This is a genomic window from Paracoccus sp. 08 (assembly GCF_024105395.1).
In the GTDB taxonomy this organism is placed as follows: Bacteria; Pseudomonadota; Alphaproteobacteria; order Rhodobacterales; family Rhodobacteraceae; genus Paracoccus; species Paracoccus marcusii.
On sequence record NZ_WEKR01000068.1, the window covers coordinates 56,599 to 73,385 of the forward strand.

At 68.1% G+C, this 16,787-nt stretch carries 20 protein-coding genes; 12 read left to right on the forward strand and 8 right to left on the reverse strand.

The features are described from left to right. Position 1 precedes the first annotated feature (1 nt). From GBO37_RS17390 to GBO37_RS17410, 5 genes are all read right to left on the reverse strand, one after another. A complete protein-coding gene (locus GBO37_RS17390) occupies positions 2-571 on the reverse strand; it encodes a HupE/UreJ family protein (RefSeq protein WP_252930179.1) in 570 nt (189 codons plus the stop codon). Further along, positions 568-882, reverse strand: a complete 315-nt coding sequence (locus GBO37_RS17395; protein ID WP_252930180.1) for an urease subunit gamma — start codon at positions 880-882, stop codon at positions 568-570. Before GBO37_RS17395 ends, GBO37_RS17390 begins: the two co-directional genes overlap by 4 nt. Positions 883-884: 2 nt before the next feature. Beyond that, positions 885-1,700, reverse strand: coding sequence for an urease accessory protein UreD (locus tag GBO37_RS17400; protein ID WP_252930181.1), 816 nt, complete (start codon positions 1,698-1,700; stop codon positions 885-887). Positions 1,701-1,825: 125 nt separating this feature from the next. Next, entirely contained in the window at positions 1,826-2,590 is a 765-nt protein-coding gene (locus tag GBO37_RS17405) for a GNAT family N-acetyltransferase (protein ID WP_046000337.1), read from the reverse strand. 118 nt (positions 2,591-2,708) lie between these two features. Beyond that, positions 2,709-3,788 carry an AI-2E family transporter gene (locus tag GBO37_RS17410; protein WP_252930182.1) on the reverse strand — a complete coding sequence of 360 codons (1,080 nt, stop codon included), beginning with the start codon at positions 3,786-3,788 and terminating at the stop codon, positions 2,709-2,711. A 153-nt stretch (positions 3,789-3,941) separates the two neighbouring features. Between GBO37_RS17410 and ndk the strand changes: the two genes are divergently transcribed. The 4 genes from ndk to GBO37_RS17430 all read left to right on the forward strand — a co-directional run bounded on the left by ndk (position 3,942) and on the right by GBO37_RS17430 (position 6,606). Beyond that, positions 3,942-4,364 (forward strand): nucleoside-diphosphate kinase, encoded by a 423-nt coding sequence (gene ndk / locus GBO37_RS17415; protein ID WP_252930183.1) that lies wholly within the window; start codon positions 3,942-3,944, stop codon positions 4,362-4,364. Between the two features lie 110 nt (positions 4,365-4,474). After that, positions 4,475-5,401, forward strand: a complete 927-nt coding sequence (gene fabD, locus GBO37_RS17420) for an ACP S-malonyltransferase (protein WP_139598494.1) — start codon at positions 4,475-4,477, stop codon at positions 5,399-5,401. A gap of 63 nt (positions 5,402-5,464) precedes the next feature. Then, positions 5,465-6,202, forward strand: a complete 738-nt coding sequence (fabG, locus tag GBO37_RS17425) for a 3-oxoacyl-ACP reductase FabG (protein WP_252930185.1) — start codon at positions 5,465-5,467, stop codon at positions 6,200-6,202. Positions 6,203-6,372: 170 nt separating this feature from the next. Next, positions 6,373-6,606, forward strand: coding sequence for an acyl carrier protein (locus tag GBO37_RS17430; protein ID WP_042251881.1), 234 nt, complete (start codon positions 6,373-6,375; stop codon positions 6,604-6,606). Positions 6,607-6,691: 85 nt separating this feature from the next. Here the strand turns inward: GBO37_RS17430 and GBO37_RS17435 are convergent, their stop codons facing one another. Next, a complete protein-coding gene (locus GBO37_RS17435) occupies positions 6,692-7,510 on the reverse strand; it encodes a sulfotransferase family protein (protein ID WP_045981788.1) in 819 nt (272 codons plus the stop codon). A 166-nt stretch (positions 7,511-7,676) separates the two neighbouring features. Here GBO37_RS17435 and GBO37_RS17440 point away from each other — a divergent pair, with 166 nt between their 5' ends. Beyond that, the gene (locus GBO37_RS17440; protein WP_045981764.1) at positions 7,677-9,254 is read left to right on the forward strand and encodes a DUF5928 domain-containing protein; all 1,578 of its coding nucleotides are present in this window, start codon (positions 7,677-7,679) and stop codon (positions 9,252-9,254) included. 12 nt (positions 9,255-9,266) lie between these two features. Continuing rightward, complete coding sequence (locus tag GBO37_RS17445; RefSeq protein WP_194886372.1) at positions 9,267-9,641, forward strand: HIT domain-containing protein; 375 nt, start codon at positions 9,267-9,269, stop codon at positions 9,639-9,641. Position 9,642: 1 nt separating this feature from the next. On the opposite strand, the gene GBO37_RS17450 is transcribed toward GBO37_RS17445, so the two are convergent. Continuing rightward, complete coding sequence (locus GBO37_RS17450) at positions 9,643-10,566, reverse strand: ABC transporter ATP-binding protein (protein ID WP_252930186.1); 924 nt, start codon at positions 10,564-10,566, stop codon at positions 9,643-9,645. 90 nt (positions 10,567-10,656) lie between these two features. On the opposite strand from GBO37_RS17450, the gene GBO37_RS17455 reads away from it, so the two are divergent. Further along, positions 10,657-10,902 carry a zinc-finger domain-containing protein gene (locus tag GBO37_RS17455; RefSeq protein WP_045981767.1) on the forward strand — a complete coding sequence of 82 codons (246 nt, stop codon included), beginning with the start codon at positions 10,657-10,659 and terminating at the stop codon, positions 10,900-10,902. A gap of 56 nt (positions 10,903-10,958) precedes the next feature. On the opposite strand, the gene GBO37_RS17460 is transcribed toward GBO37_RS17455, so the two are convergent. Next, positions 10,959-11,141: a DUF2256 domain-containing protein gene (locus GBO37_RS17460; RefSeq protein ID WP_045981768.1), complete on the reverse strand. Its 183-nt coding sequence runs from the start codon at positions 11,139-11,141 to the stop codon at positions 10,959-10,961. Positions 11,142-11,223: 82 nt separating this feature from the next. Between GBO37_RS17460 and polA the strand changes: the two genes are divergently transcribed. From polA to queE, 5 genes are all read left to right on the forward strand, one after another. Continuing rightward, complete coding sequence (gene polA, locus GBO37_RS17465; RefSeq protein ID WP_252930187.1) at positions 11,224-14,022, forward strand: DNA polymerase I; 2,799 nt, start codon at positions 11,224-11,226, stop codon at positions 14,020-14,022. Between the two features lie 97 nt (positions 14,023-14,119). After that, the gene (gene fnrL / locus GBO37_RS17470) at positions 14,120-14,890 is read left to right on the forward strand and encodes a transcriptional regulator FnrL (RefSeq protein ID WP_252930189.1); all 771 of its coding nucleotides are present in this window, start codon (positions 14,120-14,122) and stop codon (positions 14,888-14,890) included. A gap of 88 nt (positions 14,891-14,978) precedes the next feature. After that, positions 14,979-15,686 carry a 7-cyano-7-deazaguanine synthase QueC gene (gene queC, locus GBO37_RS17475; protein ID WP_252930190.1) on the forward strand — a complete coding sequence of 236 codons (708 nt, stop codon included), beginning with the start codon at positions 14,979-14,981 and terminating at the stop codon, positions 15,684-15,686. Then, the gene (gene queD, locus GBO37_RS17480) at positions 15,686-16,039 is read left to right on the forward strand and encodes a 6-carboxytetrahydropterin synthase QueD (RefSeq protein WP_045981772.1); all 354 of its coding nucleotides are present in this window, start codon (positions 15,686-15,688) and stop codon (positions 16,037-16,039) included. Before queC ends, queD begins: the two co-directional genes overlap by 1 nt. Further along, positions 16,036-16,743, forward strand: coding sequence for a 7-carboxy-7-deazaguanine synthase QueE (queE, locus tag GBO37_RS17485; protein ID WP_252930191.1), 708 nt, complete (start codon positions 16,036-16,038; stop codon positions 16,741-16,743). Before queD ends, queE begins: the two co-directional genes overlap by 4 nt. Positions 16,744-16,787: the final 44 nt, after the last annotated feature.

The window sequence follows — 16,787 nt, forward strand, 5'->3', positions numbered from 1 at the left end:
GTCATGCCACCGTCAGCGCCAAGCCCGCCAGCGCGGTGCCGCCGCCCAGCACGCGCAGCTCCAGCCCCCGCGACAGCAGGCGGCCAAAGGCGATGCCGCCCAGATGCAGCGCCATGGTGGCCAGCGCAAAGCCCGCCGCATAGAGGGGCAGGCCGGTCGCCGGACCCTCGGCCCCATGCGCCCAGCCATGGGCCGCGCCGAAGACCGCGACCATCGGGACCAGCGCCCCCATCGGCAGACGCGCGGCCATCGCGACCAGCACGCCGAGGATCACGACAGAGGCCAGGATCATCGGCTCGACCACTGGCAAGCCCATGCCGCCCGCGCCCATCGCGCCGCCCGCCAGCATTGCGCCCACGAAGGTCACGGGCAGCGCCCAGACCGCGCGCCCGCCCAGCTGCGCCGCCAGAAGGCCAAGCGCCACCATCGCCAGCAGATGATCGGCCCCGCCGACGGGGTGGACCAGCCCGTGCATGAACTGCGCCTCATCGTGGACATGGCCGGGATGGGCCAGCGCGGCCGAGGGCAGCAGGGTGGCGGCAAGCGTCAGGCGTTTCATCAGGGCGTTCATTCTGCGGCCTCGCGGATGGGGTGGTGGACGGTGACCAGCTTGGTCCCGTCGGGAAAGGTCGCCTCGACCTGGACGGATTCGATCATGGCGGGGATGCCGGGCATGCACTGATCGGCGGTGATCACACGGGCGCCCGCCTGCATCAGGTCGGCGACGGATCGTCCGTCGCGCGCGCCTTCGACCACGTAATCGGTGATCAGCGCGATCGCCTCGGGGTGGTTCAGCTTGACGCCGCGCGACAGGCGGCCACGCGCCACCATGGCGGCCACCGAGACCAGCAGTTTCTCGCGTTCGCGGGGGGAAAGGTTCATCGTCAGACCTGCCAGATGCGGGGAAGGGGATCGGGGCGCAAGGCGCGCAGCACTCGGTTGATCTGCCGTCGCAGGGGCCAGCCATCGGCGGCCAGCAGGCGGATGACCAGCCGGCCGGGGGGGGCGCTGGCGGCGGCCGTCACGCCGGGCTCGTCCAGAACGGCGCGGGCGGCGGCCAGCCGGTCGGGCGCGTCATCCGCGATCATCGCCAGCGTGGCCAGCGCCGGGGCACCCGCGGTCATGGCCGGGTTCGCCAGCCGCGCAAGCGCGTCGTCGTCCAGCGACAGCGCATCGTGGTGGATCACGCGACCCGCGCGGCGCACCACGCGGCGGTCGCGCAGATGCAGCCGCGTCGGGCGTTCGCCCATGGCCAGGCGGCCCAGGACCAGCATCTCCAGCAGCAGGCAGCCCGCGCCGGGGGCCAGATCGACGGTCGTGTCCCGCTCCAGCCGAGCGTCGTCATAAAGGATCGTCTCCTGCGGCACCCAGTCCAGCCAGCCGCCGGCGCCGACCGTTATTGCGACCGAGGCCCGCGCAGGCGCGCCCGTCGCGCGATAGGCGCGTTCGGCGGTCTGGGTCGTGGCCAGGGCGCGCGTACCCGCCCGCAGGTCCACGCCAAAGGACAGCCCGTCGCCCGATGCCAACCCGCCCGCGGTGTTCAGGAACACGATCTCGGGCAGGCCCGCGGTCATGCGGGGCAGCATCGCCTTGGCCGACCCGCGCTGGGCCAGGTCGATCAGGCCGCGCGGCCCCATGACCACATGCGCCGCCCCGTGGCTGCGCTGCATGCGGATGGATGGGGCACCGGTGTCGAACATGGGGGCAAGGGGCGCCGGACATCGGGCAAGGTCAATCACCGCCCCCGGCCATCCTGCATCCGCCAAGGGCAGATCGCCCGCATGTGCCCGCGTTTTGGGCAGCGTGCCCGTTTTCGGGGCGGATGTCAGGCGGGCTGCTGGGCCAGCGCGTGCAGCAGGCGGCGGCGGGCGGGAGGGATGGCGCGGATCTCGACCCCGGTGAAGACATGCATGGTCATCAGCGCCGGATCGACGACGGCATGGTCGCTGACCCAGCCCCCCATTGCCAGATAGCTGCGCAGCAAGGGCGGCATCGTCTCTGCCGCGCGGCGGGGGTCGGGCTGGCGCAGGCGCAGGGCGCGGGCAAAGCGGAACACGGTCGGCGCCTTGACGCGCGGCCACCAGCGGCGTGGCGCCAGGTGGCGGTCCTTGAGCATGGCAAAGGCCTCGGCATGGGTCTCGGGGTCGAGGCCGCTGAAGCTGGAACAGCCGAACAGCATCTCGACCCCGGTCTCCTCGATGAAACGGGTCAGCGCGCCCCAGGCCAGGCGGATCACGTCCGGGTCGTGGCAGTCGGGATGCAGGCAGAACCGCCCCATCTCGACCATCGGACCGTCGAATCGGCCAAGCGCGGCCAGATCGTAGAACTGCGCCGAATAGCTGCGCGCGATCTGGGAACCGTCGGCCAGTGGCAGAAATCGGAAGCTGCAGACCAGCCGGTCGTCCCGCAGATCGTGGATCAGCATGTGGCGACAGTCGTCGTCCAGATGGTCCGCGTCCAGTGACTGTCCGTCGTCGGACCGGCCCGTGCGCGCAACGAAGGCCAACCAGCGCAGCCGCTGTGATTCGCGCAGATCGCCCGGCGTTTCGGCCAGGCGGGCACGATAGCGGCCCTTGCAGAACGGTTGCATCGCGCGACCCCCGGTCAATGTCACCCGCAGCATAGGCCGATCATGTGTCGAAATCACGACCGGGCGTGCATCCGCGCACGTAAAAGTTGCATGCCCTGCCGCGCGATGCGGCAGGGGTTCAGTCCATGCGGTCGCCCAGCACGTCCTCGACATAGATGCGGCGGACAAGATGCATGACCACGATCAGCAGCGGCGTGGCCAGGATCACCGCGACCAGCCCGAACAGCGCACCGACCGCGACGATGGCCAGCACGGTCAGGGCCGGGGGCAGCTGGACCGCGTATTTCTGGATCATCGGCATCAGCACCTCGCCCTCGAAGACCTGGATGACGGTGAACAGCAGCGCGACGTAGATGGCCGTATCCAGCCCCTGCGGCGCCGCCACGACCACCGCGATCGCGCCCGAGAAGAACGGCCCGATGATCGGCACGATGTTGGTCAGGCCCGCGATCACCGCCAGGATGAAGGCCAGCGGCACGTCCAGCAGGTAAAGGCCGATCCCGGCCAGCACGGCGACGATGCCCATGTCCAGCGCCTGGCCCGCCATCCAGCGGCCCAGCTGTTCGCCCAGCTCGTCCATGATCTGCGCCGCCCGCGCGCGGCGGGGCAGGGACACCAGGCGCAGGGCGCCGCCGCGATACAGGTCCGCCTCCATCGCGATGTAGAGAGACAGGATCAGCAACAGGAAGGCCGAGGACAGGCTGCCCAGGACCGAATTCAGGCCGCCCAGGACCATGCCGAACACGTCGGGCAGGCGCTGCGCCAGCTGCATGGCGTTGTCCTCTCCGGCGGCAGCCTCTCCGCGCTGGATCACGGTCTCGGCGACGGGCCACGATGACGCCCAGTCCTGGATGGCCTGCCACGAGCCGGGCAGGGCATCGGCCAGCTGACCGAACTGGTCCCCGACGGACGGTCCGGCCAGCCGCACCAACAGGGCCAGCACCGCGACCACCCCCAGCAGCACCACCAGCACGCCCAGCTTGACGTTCAGGCCCAGAAGCCGGTTCAGCCCCCGTGCGCCGGCGCGCAGCGCGATGGCGATCAGGATCGCCGCAAAGGACATCAGCAGCAGGTTCGACCAGAACCAGGACGCCGCCAGCAGCGCGGCCAGCGCCAGCGTGGCCACGATGGTGCCGGTGGTCAGGGATCGCCGGGCCGTCGGCGGGGCGGGCGCGGGGGCCGAGGAAAGCTGCGTCATGTGGTCTCCTGCAGGATGCACGGGGACAAGGCGCCGATGCCGCCGGGGGTTCCGCCCTGCGCGCGCGCCTTGCCGGGGGCGGACAAGCCTGCTAACCGGGCGCGGATTTCCTTTCATGCGGGCCCGGCCCGCGCATCAGATAAGGTGAAGACCATGGCCATCGAACGCACCCTCTCGATCATCAAGCCCGACGCGACCCGCCGCAACCTGACCGGCAAGATCGCCGCCAAGTTCGAGGAGGCCGGCCTGCGCATCGTCGCGTCCAAGCGCATCCACCTGTCGCCCGCCCAGGCCGGCAAGTTCTACGAGGTCCACAAGGACCGTCCCTTCTATGGCAAGCTGGTCGAGTTCATGGCCTCCGAGCCGGTCGTCGTGCAGGTCCTGGAAGGCGAGAACGCCATTGCCAAGAACCGCGAAGTGATGGGCGCCACCAACCCGGCCAACGCCGACGAGGGCACCATCCGCAAGGAATTCGCGCTGTCCATGGGCGAGAACTCGGTCCACGGTTCGGACGCCGCCGACACCGCCAAGGAAGAGATCGCATTCTTCTTCTCGGGCCTGGAACTGGTCGGCTGATCGGGTCCACCGACCCTGACGTTTGAAAAGGGGCCCCCGGTGGCCCCTTTTTCTTTGCGCCGCCAACGGCTATGCCCGTCTGCAACGCAATGATCACAGGGGGGACCGCCATGCGGGCATTCGTGTTTCCGGGGCAAGGCGCCCAGACCATCGGCATGGGCCGCGAACTGGCCGAGGCCTATCCGGCGGCGCGCGCCGTCTTCGACGAGGTGGACGAGGCCTTGGGCGAGAGCCTGTCCGCGCTGATCTGGGAGGGGGACGCCGACACGCTGACCCTGACGCAGAACGCCCAGCCCGCCCTGATGGCCACGTCGATCGCGGCGTTCCGCGCGATGGAGGCCGAGGGCCTGACCATCGCGAATGCCGATTTCGTCGCGGGCCATTCACTGGGCGAGTATTCGGCGCTGTGCGCGGCCGGGTCGCTGACGCTGGCCGACACCGCGCATCTGCTGCGCCTGCGCGGTCAAGCCATGCAGGAGGCCGTGCCGGTGGGCGTCGGCGCGATGGCCGCGATCCTGGGCCTGGACTTCGAGACCGTTGACCGCATCTGCCGCGAGATCGGGGGCGACGAGGTCGTGCAGGCCGCCAATGACAACGACCCTGCGCAGGTCGTGATCTCGGGGCACAAGGGGGCGGTCGAGGCCGCGGCCGAGGCGATGAAGGCCGCGGGCGCCAAGCGGGCGCTGATGCTGCCGGTGTCGGCGCCGTTCCATTCGGTGCTGATGCAGCCCGCCGCGGCGGTCATGGCCGATGCGCTGGCGGGCGTGGACATCCAGCCCCCCGCCGTGCCCTTGATCGCCAACGTGCGCGCCGAGGCCGTGACCGAGCCCGGCGCCATCCGCCGCCTGCTGGTCGAGCAGGTGACCGGGACCGTGCGCTGGCGCGAGTCGATCGCCACGATGGCCGAGGGCGGCGTCACCGAGTTCTGGGAGATCGGCGCGGGCAAGGCCCTGTCGGGAATGATCAAGCGGATCGCCAAGGACGTGACGGTGCGCAACGTGGGCACTCCTGCCGATGTGGCGGCGCTGAAGGGCTGACCGGCGGACCGGGGCGCCGCCCCGGACCCCGGGGGTATTTGGACAAAGAAGAAGAGGCTTGGGATGTTCGATCTGACGGGAAAGACCGCGCTGGTGACGGGCGCGTCGGGCGGGATCGGCGGCGCGATCGCCGAGGCGCTGCATGGGGCGGGGGCCACGGTGGCGCTGTCCGGGACGCGCGAGGCGCCGCTGCGCGCGCTGGCCGACAGGCTGGGCGAGCGGGCGCATGTCGTGACCGCGAACCTGGGCGATGCGGAATCGGTCCTGGCGCTGCCGAAGGCGGCGGCCGAGGCGATAGGGTCGATCGACATCCTGGTCAATAATGCCGGAATCACGCGCGACAACCTGTTCATGCGCATGTCGGATGACGAATGGGCGCAGGTGTTGGACGTGAACCTGACCAGCACCTTCAAGCTGTCGCGCGCGGTGCTGCGCGGCATGATGAAGGCCCGGTGGGGGCGGATCGTCAACATCACCTCGGTCGTGGGGGCCACGGGCAATCCGGGGCAGGGCAACTATGCCGCCGCCAAGGCGGGCGTGGTCGGCATGTCGAAATCGCTGGCCTACGAGGTCGCCAGCCGCGGGATCACGGTGAACTGCGTGGCGCCCGGCTTTATCGAGACGCCGATGACCGACAAGCTGACCGACGACCAGAAGGGCAAGATCCTGACGCAGATCCCCGCCGGCCGCATGGGCAGCGCCGAGGAGATCGCCGCCGCGGTCCTGTACCTGTCCAGCCCCGAGGCCAGCTATGTCACCGGGGCCACGCTGCACGTCAACGGCGGCATGGCGATGGTCTGACCCGGCGTCCGCGGCCGGGATTGCGCGCACGAAACCGTGCGAAATCGGTTGCATGAGGGTTCATGGGTGCTATATCCCCGCCTTTAGCAGCAGGGGAACCGCCCTGTGCTGAACCGGACCGCGTGTCGGTGCAAAACTTGGGCGGATGCCCGCGAGAATGAGGATATGACATGAGCGATATCGCTGATCGCGTGAAGAAGATCGTGGTCGAGCATCTGGGTGTCGACGAGGACAAGGTGGTCGAATCCGCTTCGTTCATCGACGACCTGGGTGCCGACAGCCTCGACACCGTCGAGCTGGTCATGGCGTTCGAGGAAGAGTTCGGGATCGAGATCCCCGACGATGCCGCCGAAACCATCCAGACCGTCGGCGACGCGGTGACCTTCATCAAGGGCGCGGTCTGATCCACGCTTTTGGCCGCGCCCCGGTGCGGCAGGATTTGCGGCGCCCCCGAAAGGGAGGCGCCGTTTTTCATGGCCGGGTGGCCGATCAGCGGCCCAGCTTGGCGTGCACCTCGTCCAGGTCGACCTCGCCCAGGGGCATCTTGTTGTCCGGATCGTCGAAGTCGTAGCGGAACAGCCGGAAGTCGTCCTTGTAGATCTCCCAGATCAGGTGCCGCGACAGGTCGTCGAAATAGTCGCTGACCTTGTGCGCGCGCTTGGGGCCGTGGCCTTCGGATTCGTTGAACCGGGGCACCTGGTCAAGGTCGATCGCGACCTTGGTGTCGGCGGCGGCCAGCACCTTTGCCATGCCCTCGTTGAACGCCTCGGTGAAGAAGATCTGGTCGTAGCGCCCGCCATTCACGATGAAGGTCGAGATGTGGCCCGACATGGCCGACCAGTGGATGTCGGGCTCCATCGGCTTGCGGAACCGGACGGTGTCGCGCGCGAACAGCAGAAAGCGGCGGAAACTGGCGATCTGGTCGAATTCGAAGCCGTTGTCAGGGCTGCCCACGTCAATGCCGTAACGTTGCACCAGCTGCGGGACCAAGTTGCCGCGATAGCGGCGGCCGTTGCGCTGGATGCCCGCGATCTTGTCGAAGAACGACGACAGCAGCCGGGCATAGGGGTTGCGCACGCAGGTGAAGGTCACGCCCGAACGCGCCCGGACCGCGCGTTCGATCGGATCGTGGCTGTGGTCCTGGGCCCATTTGTGCAGCCCGTCGGTCGAATCGTGGATGTCCCCGTCGAAGAAGCGGCCGTGGTCGGAATGGAACATGATCTGGCCGATCGTCGAGCAGGCGCATTTCGGCACCACCCGATAGATCAGGCTTTCGCTTTCCGTCATCCAGACACCGGGGAAACCCATCGTGACATCCACTTCGCTTGCGATCAGCGGGTCAGAGGCCCTGGCGTCGGGCCGTCCTGCTTGTCCCACCGACAAAAAAGGTTACACATTCAAACCAAAACCCGCAGACATATTCAACGCCTTACGTCAAACTGCACCTATTTGGCCCCGGGGGACCGTCCAGCGCATGGCACGCATCGCCTTCATCCTGCTGATGCACAAGGACCCGCAGGGTGTGATCGATCAGGCGCGGCGTCTGACGGCGACGGGGGATTACGTGTCGATCCATTTCGACAAGCGTGCCCCGCGGGCGATGTTCCAGCAGATCCGCGATGCGCTGGATGACCATCCCCGCGTGACCTTTGCGGCGCGTCGGCGCAGATGCGGATGGGGGGAATGGTCGCTGGTCGCCGCCACCTTGGAGGCTCTGCGCGCGGCCGAGACGGCGTTTCCCCAAGCCACGCATTTCTACATGCTGTCGGGCGACTGCATGCCGATCAAGTCGGCGGAATTCGCGTACAATTATCTGGATGCCGAAGATTGCGACTACATCGAAAGCTTTGACTTCTTCAACAGCGACTGGATCAAGACCGGCCTGCGCAAGGAGCGGCTGATCTATCGCCACTGGTTCAACGAACGCAGCCACAAGGCGTTGTTCTATGCCAGCCTGCAGCTGCAGCAGCGGCTTGGGCTGACGCGGCGGGTGCCCGACGACCTGCAGGTGATGATCGGGTCGCAATGGTGGTGCCTGCGCCGCCAGACGGTCGAGGCGATCCTGGACCTGATCCGCGCGCGCCCCGAGATCGTGCGCTTCTTCAGCACCACCTGGATCCCGGACGAGACATTCTTTCAGACCCTGGTGGCCCATGTCGTGCCGCGCCAGCAGATCCGCACCCGCACGCTGACCTTCCTGATCTTCAGCGATTACGGGATGCCGATCAATTTCCACAACGACCATTACGACCTGCTGCTGCGCCAGGATTACCTGTTCGCCCGCAAGATAAGCCCCGAGGCGCAGGAGCTGCGCGCCCGGCTTGGCGCGCTGTGGCAGGCCACGGGGCAGGACTTCACCATCTCGGCCGAGGGGCGGCGGCTGTTCAGCTTTCTGACCGGTCGCGGGCGCATCGGGCGCCGCTTTGCCCCGCGGTTCTGGGAGACGGACGGCAGTCTGGGCGCCGAACGCGTGGTTCAGATCGTGGTCGCCAAGAAATGGCACGTCGCTAAGCGGCTGACGGCGGCCATCCGCGCCGCCACGGACATTCCTGCGGTCGATTACGTGTTCAACGAACAGGACGCGCACCTGCCGGACATGGGCGGCGTGGCGTCGACCGTGGACAAGCGCGAGCGTCACCGCCGCGCGCTGGTCAAGCTGATGTTCGAGCAGTTCGGCAGCGACCGGCTGGTGTTCTGCGTCGATCCGTCGGCGGTCAGCCTGATCGCCGATTTCGACGCCGACCGGGCGCAGACGCGGGTGCTGTTCGTGGACAGCCGGTTCGACGACGATTACGTCCGCGGCCATATGGGCAGGGTCGGCCTGGTCAGCCCGGACGCCCCGTCCGACATCGTCCACCGCCTGCTGCCCATCGTGCGCAACGACCTGCAGCACGAGGCGGACCGCCTTAGGGAGGCGGGGTTCCGCCATCTGGCGACCATTTCGGAATCCGCGGGGCCCGATCGCAACGCCGCGGCGCTGGCCGCGTTCCTTGGGGTGCCCGAGCCGCAGGCCCGCGCCCTGGCGGAGACGCCGCATCTTTTTGCCGACTGAAGGAAGACATTCATGGCCTATGACGACAGCAACATCTTTGCCCGGATCCTGCGCGGAGAGATCCCCAACGACACCGTGGCCGAGAATGATCACGCCCTGGCGTTCCGCGACATCGCGCCCAAGGCGCCCAGCCATGTCCTGGTGATCCCCAAGGGCCGCTATGTCGCCTTCGACGATTTCGCGGCCAACGCGTCCGAGGCCGAGATCGCGGGCTTCATGCGGCTGTGCGCCCAAGTCTGCGCGCTGGAGGGGGTGGGCCTGGATCAGGGCAACGGGTTCCGCGCCATCACCAATGCCGGCCATGACGGCGTGCAGGAGGTGCCCCATTTCCACCTGCACATCATGGGCGGGTCGATCATGGGGCCGATGATCGGGGCGCGCGGCTGATCTAGTCGCGGGTCAGTTCGACGAAGACGTCCTCCAGGTCGGGCTGTTCGGCGGCGACGTCCAGGATGGGCACGCCCGCGGCGCGCACCGCGTCCAGGATCTGGTCGGCGCGCAGCCGCGACGGAGGATAGGTGATCGCCAGCCGCCCGTCGGGCCGCGTCTCTGGGCGCGCGCCCGCGGGCAGGGGCGGGNGCGGGACCGCGCCGCCCGTGTCCAGCACCAGCGTCTTGCCGTCAGTACGCGACAGCAGGTCCTGGGTCGATTGACGCACCACCACCTGGCCGTGGTTGATGATGGCGATCTCGTCGCACATCTGTTCGGCCTCCTCTAGGTAATGGGTGGTCAGGATGATGGTCATGCCCTGTTCGTTCAGGCGGCGGACATTCTTCCACAGCATCTCGCGCAGGGTGATGTCGACGCCCGCGGTGGGTTCGTCCAGGACCAGGATGTGCGGGCGATGGACCAGCGCCTTGGCCAGCAGCAGCCGCCGCTTCATCCCGCCCGACAGGTTCCTGGCATAGGCGTTGGCCTGGTCGGACAGGCCCACCAGTGCCAGCAGCTCATCGGTCCAGCGTTCGGATTTCGGCACGCCGTAAAGGCCCGCCTGGACCTCCAGGCTGGCGCGGGGGGAAAAGAACGGGTCCATGTTCAGTTCCTGGGGCATGACCCCGATGGCGGCGCGCGACTGGCGCGGGTTCACGTCCTGGTCGAACCCCCAGATCGAAACCTTTCCGGCGGTCTTGTTCACCAGCCCCGCCAGGATGTTGATCATCGTCGACTTGCCCGCGCCGTTGGGGCCCAGAAGGCCGAAGATGCTGCCGGCGCGGATCGTCAGGTCGACGCCCTTGAGCGCGTCCTTGGCCGGGGCGTTGCCTTGGGCGGCATAGGTCTTGCGAAGACCGGTGATCTGGATGGCGTCGGGCATGGGGTGATCCTTGCAGAGCTTGCGAAGGCAGGCGGCGCTGCGCTAATGGGGTTAGACCAGATGATGCACGCCGCCACAAGAAGGCCAGCCATGACGCAGCACGTGACGCCCGAGACCCCCCTGTCGACCGAAACCGGGCCAGAGGCCACGACCCGCCCCGCCCCCGTGACCGAGGTGGTGACCCGCTGGCGCGTCAGCTGCGACGGCGATGATGCAGCTGGCCTGGGCCATCCGCGCGTCTGGCTGGCGATCAGCCCGGACATGGGGTTTGTCGATTGCGGTTATTGCGACAAGCGCTTCGTGATCGACCGCGATCACGCCCACGACGACCACTGACCCGCCTGGGATCGTCCCGACCCGCGTCGGTTTGCCGCCCCCCATCGAGGGGGCCGTCAAACCGGGGCGGCCTTGCCGCCCGGCGCGTCCCCGCGGGTCTTGCCCTTGCCCCGGCAGCGGTCCGAGCAGTAGCGGACATTGTCCCAATCGCGTTCCCATTTCTTGCGCCAGGCGAAGGGCAGGCCGCAGGCCGCGCAGATCTTGGTCGGCAGGTCGGATTTGCGGCGCATCTTGGGCATGACGGTTTCCTGGGGGCATCGCGCTGGAAGATCGGTCCCGGTCGTGGCACAAGGCGGCCCTGACCAGCAAGGATAGGTGATCATGGGCGAGCGTTTCGGCAAGGGCTGTCATCTGCATCTGATCGACGGATCGGCCTTCATCTTCCGCGCCTATCACGCGCTGCCGCCCCTGACGCGCAAGTCGGACGGGCTGCCGGTGGGCGCGGTCGCGGGGTTCTGCAACATGCTGTGGCGCTATGTTCAGACCGATGACGGGCATACCGCGCCGACCCATGCGGCGGTGATTTTCGATCATTCGTCCAAGACCTTCCGCAACGAGATCTATCCCGCCTACAAGGCGCAGCGCCCCGAGCCGCCTGAGGATCTGCGCCCGCAATTCCCGCTGACCCGCGACGCGACGCGGGCCTTCAACATCGCCTGCATCGAGACCGAGGGCTATGAGGCCGACGACATCATCGCGGCCATGGCCTGCGCGGCGCGCAATGCCGGCGGCACGGCCACGATCATCAGCAGCGACAAGGACCTGATGCAGATGATCGGCGATGGCGTCGACATGCTAGACCCGATCAAGAACAAGCTGATCGGTCCCGACGAGGTCTTCGAGAAGTTCGGCGTCGGCCCCGACCGCGTGGTGGACGTGCAGGCGCTGGCGGGCGACGCCGTCGACAACGTGCCGGGCGCGCCGGGCATCGGCATCAAGACCGCGGCCCTCTTGATCCAGGAATACGGCGATCTGGAGACGCTGCTGTCGCGCGCCGAGGAGATCAAGCAGCCCAAGCGCCGCCAGACCCTGATCGAGCATGCAGACCAGATCCGCGTCAGCAAGCGCCTAGTGCAGCTGGATTGCGACACGCCGCTGGACGTGACGCTGGAATCGCTAGAGGTGAAGGCCCCCGATGCCGACCGCCTGCTGGCCTTCCTGTCCGAGATGGAGTTCCGCACGCTGACGAACCGCGTGGCGGAATCCCTGGGCGCCGAGGCCCCGGCCGTGCAGGCGGCCCCCGCCAGCGAGGCGCCCGCGGCCCCCGATCAACCCGCCATCGACACCGGCGGCTATGAGACGGTGACCACGCCCGAGGCGCTGGACGCCTGGATCGCCGCGATCCGCGAGGCGGGGCAGGTCGCCATCGACACGGAAACCACGAGCCTGGACGAGATGCAGGCCGATCTGGTCGGCATCAGCCTGGCGGTCGCGCCGGGGCGGGCGTGTTACATCCCCCTGGGCCATGTCGCGGGGGGCGACGATCTGTTCGGCCAGTCCGCGCGGGTCGAGGGGCAGCTGGACCCCGCCGCCGTCCTGGCCGCGCTGAAGCCGGTGCTGGAGGATGCCGCGATCCTGAAGATCGGGCAGAACCTGAAATACGACTGGAAGATGCTGGCCCGCCACGGGGTCCGGATGGCCCCGATCGCCGACACGATGCTGATGTCCTATGCGCTGAACGCGGGCACGCACAATCACGGCATGGACGAGCTGGCCGAACGCTATCTGGGCCACAAGTGCATCCCCATCAAGGAGCTGATCGGTTCGGGCAAGAGCCAAATCCATTTCGGCCAGGTCGCCATCGACAAGGCCGCGCCCTACGCGGCCGAGGATGCCGACGTGACGCTGCGCCTGTTCCAGCATTTCGCGCCGATGCTGCCGGTGGAGAAGGTCTCGACCGTCTATCACACGCTGGAACGCCCGATGATTCCGGTCCTGGCCCAGATGGAGATGGCGGGCATCCGCATCGACACCGACGTGCTGAAGCGCATGTCGAACGCATTCGCGCAGAAGATGGCCGGGTTGGAGGATGAGATCCACGGGCTGGCGGGGCAGAGCTTCAACATCGGCAGCCCCAAGCAGCTGGGCGAGATCCTGTTCGACAAGATGGGACTGGCGGGCGGCAAGCAGGGCAAGACCGGCGCGTTTTCCACCAGTGCCGACGTGCTGGAGGATCTGGCCGCCGAAGGGCATGACCTGCCCGCGCGGGTGCTGGACTGGCGCCAGATCAGCAAGTTGAAATCGACCTATACCGACGCGCTGCCCACCTATGTGAATACGGAAACGGGGCGGGTCCATACCAGCTATTCGATCACCGGGGCGCAGACGGGGCGGCTGTCCTCGACCGAGCCGAACCTGCAGAACATCCCGATCCGCACGGAGGAAGGCCGCCGCATCCGCCAGGCCTTCATCGCGCCCGAAGGGTTCAGGCTGGTGGCCCTGGACTACAGCCAGATCGAGCTGCGGATCCTGGCGCATGTGGCCGACATCCCGGCGCTGAAGCAGGCCTTCCGCGAGGGGATCGACATTCACGCCATGACCGCCAGCCAGATGTTCGGCGTCCCCGTCGAGGGGATGGACCCGATGATCCGCAGGCGGGCCAAGGCGATCAATTTCGGCGTGATCTACGGCATCTCGGGGTTCGGGCTGTCCAGGAACCTGCGCATCCCGCGGGCCGAGGCGCAGAGCTTCATCGACACCTATTTCGAACGCTTCCCCGAGATCCGCGCCTATATGGACAAGACCGTCGCCGACGCGAAGCAGGACGGTTACGTCACCACGCTGTTCGGACGGCGGATCAACACGCCGGGCATCAACACCTCGGGGCCTGCCGCCGGGGGCGCGCGTCGCGCGGCGATCAACGCGCCGATCCAGGGGGCTGCGGCCGATATCATCCGCCGCGCGATGATCCGCATGCCGGACGCCATCGCCGACCTGCCCGCGCGGATGCTGCTGCAGGTGCATGACGAACTGGTCTTCGAGGTGCGCGAGGATGCGGTGGACGACCTGATCGCCCGCGCCCGGACCATCATGGAGGCCGCGCCCGAACCGTCGGTGTGGCTGTCGGTGCCCCTGGTCGTGGATGCGGGGCAGGGAATGAACTGGGCCGAGGCGCACTGACCCCAAGTGTCGCTCCGGCCGGCGCTTCGTGGCAGGCGAACGATTCGGTTCGCCTGTCGTTGCGCCGCTCACCCCATGGGCCTATCCTAGGATCACCATGCGCGTCCCCGTTCCGACCCAGGTCCAACCGTCAAGCCCCCTGCAAGGCGGTGCGCGCTGCGGCGACTGCCCCATCCGCTATCGCGCCGTCTGTGCGCAATGCGAGGGCGACGAGCTGGCCCTGCTGGAACGGATGAAGTTCTATCGCAGCTTCGAGGCCGGCCAGCCGATCGTCTGGGAAGGCGACCGGATGGATTTCGTGGCCTCGGTCGTCAGCGGGGTGGCGACGCTGACCCGGACGCTGGAGGACGGGCGCGCCCAGATGGTGGGCCTGCTGCTGCCCAGCGATTTCCTGGGCCGGCCGGGGCGCGACACGGCCGCCTACAACGCCACCGCCGCGACGGGGGTGGTGCTGTGCTGTTTCCGGCGCGGGCCGTTCGACCAGCTGATGCAGCGCATCCCGCACCTGGCACACCGCCTGCTGGAGATGACCCTGGACGAGCTGGACGCGGCGCGCGAATGGATGCTGCTTCTGGGCCGCAAGACGGCACGTGAGAAGATCGCCTCGTTCATCGCCATCATCGCGCGGCGGCAGGCGGCCTCGCAGAAGCGCCGCCCGGCGGGCCGCATCGTGCTGGAGCTGCCTTTGACGCGCGAGGCGATGGCCGCCTATCTGGGCCTGACCATCGAGACGGTCAGCCGCCAGATGACCGCCCTGCGCCGCGACGGCATCATCGAGATCGTGGGCAAGCGCGGCGTCACCCTGACCGATTATGCCCGGCTGATCGCCGAATCGGGCGGGACGGGCGACGACGGGGCGACCGCCTGAGGGCGGCGCTTTTCATCGTGTGTTCGCTCTGCTAAGCGGCAGCTTCCCGGTCGCAGCCTACCCGGGTCACAAAAACAAGGGTTCAAACATGCACACTGCACTTGTCTGCTCGGGCGGGCTGGATTCCGTCTCGCTTGCCCATGTCCTTGCGTCCCAGGGGCGCCTGTCGCGCATCGTCAGCTTTGATTACGGCCAGCGCCATCGCAAGGAGCTGGAATTTGCCCGCGCCTGCGCCCTGCGGCTGGGCGTGCCATTCCACCTGGTCGACCTGTCGGGCCTGGGCGCGGCGCTGTCGGGATCGGCGCTGACCGACGATCTGGCCGTGCCCGACGGCCATTACGCCGAAGAGACGATGCGCGTGACGGTGGTTCCCAACCGCAACGCGATCATGCTGACCGTGGCCTTCGGCATCGCTGCCGCCAATGGCGATGCGGCGGTGGCAGCCGCGGTCCACGGGGGCGATCACTTCATCTATCCCGATTGCCGGCCCGGTTTCACGGACGCCTTCGCTGCCATGCAGCGTGCGGCGTTGGAGGGGTATGCCGATGTCGCGCTGGACGTGCCCTTCGTTCACCGCACCAAGGCCGACATCGTGACGGCGGGCGCGGCCGCGGGCACGCCCTTTGCGCAGACCTGGTCCTGCTACAAGGGCGGGGCGCGCCATTGCGGACGCTGCGGCACCTGCGTGGAGCGGCGCGAGGCGTTCCACCTGGCGGACGTTGCCGATCCGACCGAATACGACGATGCCGATTTTTGGCAGGCGGCGGTGGCCGCCCATGCCGTGGGGGGTGCGTGATGTTCCGCATCAGCAAGGAGTTCCATTTCAGCGCGTCGCACCGCCTGGATCATCTGGCGCCCGATCATCAATGCGCGCGGCTGCACGGGCACAACTATATCGTCGTGGTCGAATTGGCGGCGCCCGATCTGAATGCCGACGGCTTCGTGCGCGATTACCACGAACTGGCGCCGCTGAAGGCCTATGTCGACGGGACGTTCGACCACCGGCACCTGAACGACGTGCTGGACGTGCCCTCGACCGCCGAGAACCTTGCGCGGCATTTCTTTGACTGGTGCCGGGCACGCTGGCCCGAGACCAGTGCCGTCAAGGTCAGCGAGACGCCCAAGACCTGGGCCGAGTACCGGCCATGAAACCCCTGCGCATCGCGGAAATCTTTGGCCCCACCATCCAGGGGGAGGGCGCCCTGATCGGACAGCCCACGGTCTTCGTCCGGGCAGGGGGGTGCGATTACCGCTGTTCGTGGTGCGATTCGATGCATGCGGTGGACAGCGCCTTTCGCGACAGTTGGGCCGCGATGCAGATCGCCGAGGTCTGGGCGCAGGTGCGCGCGCTGTCGGGCGGGCGGCCGTTGACGGTGTCCATTTCCGGCGGCAATCCGGCCATCCAGGACTTTGGGCCGCTGATCGCGACGGGCCGGGCCGAGGGCTACGGCTTCGCGCTGGAGACGCAGGGATCGGTGGCGCGCGACTGGTTTGCGGACCTGACGCTGCTGGTGCTGAGCCCCAAGCCGCCCTCCAGCGGCGAGACACCGGACCCGGCGGCCTTCGAGGCCTGTCTGGCGGCGGCGCAGGGCACGCGGACGGTGCTGAAGATCGTCGTCTTCGACGATGCCGATTATGCCTGGGCGCGCGATTGGGCGGGGCGGTATCCGGACCTGGACTTGGTCCTGCAGCCGGGGAACCCGGAGGTGGACCCGGACGTGCCCGTCGCGGCGCAGGATGTCGCGGACCGGCTGCTGTGGCTGGTCGACAAGGTGATGGCGGACGGCTGGTTCCGGCCCCGTCTGCTGCCGCAGCTGCATGTCCTGCTGTGGGGCAACCGGCGCGGCGTCTGAGTGGCGTCCCGCGACGGCGGGGGGACTGGCCGTCCCCCCGCACC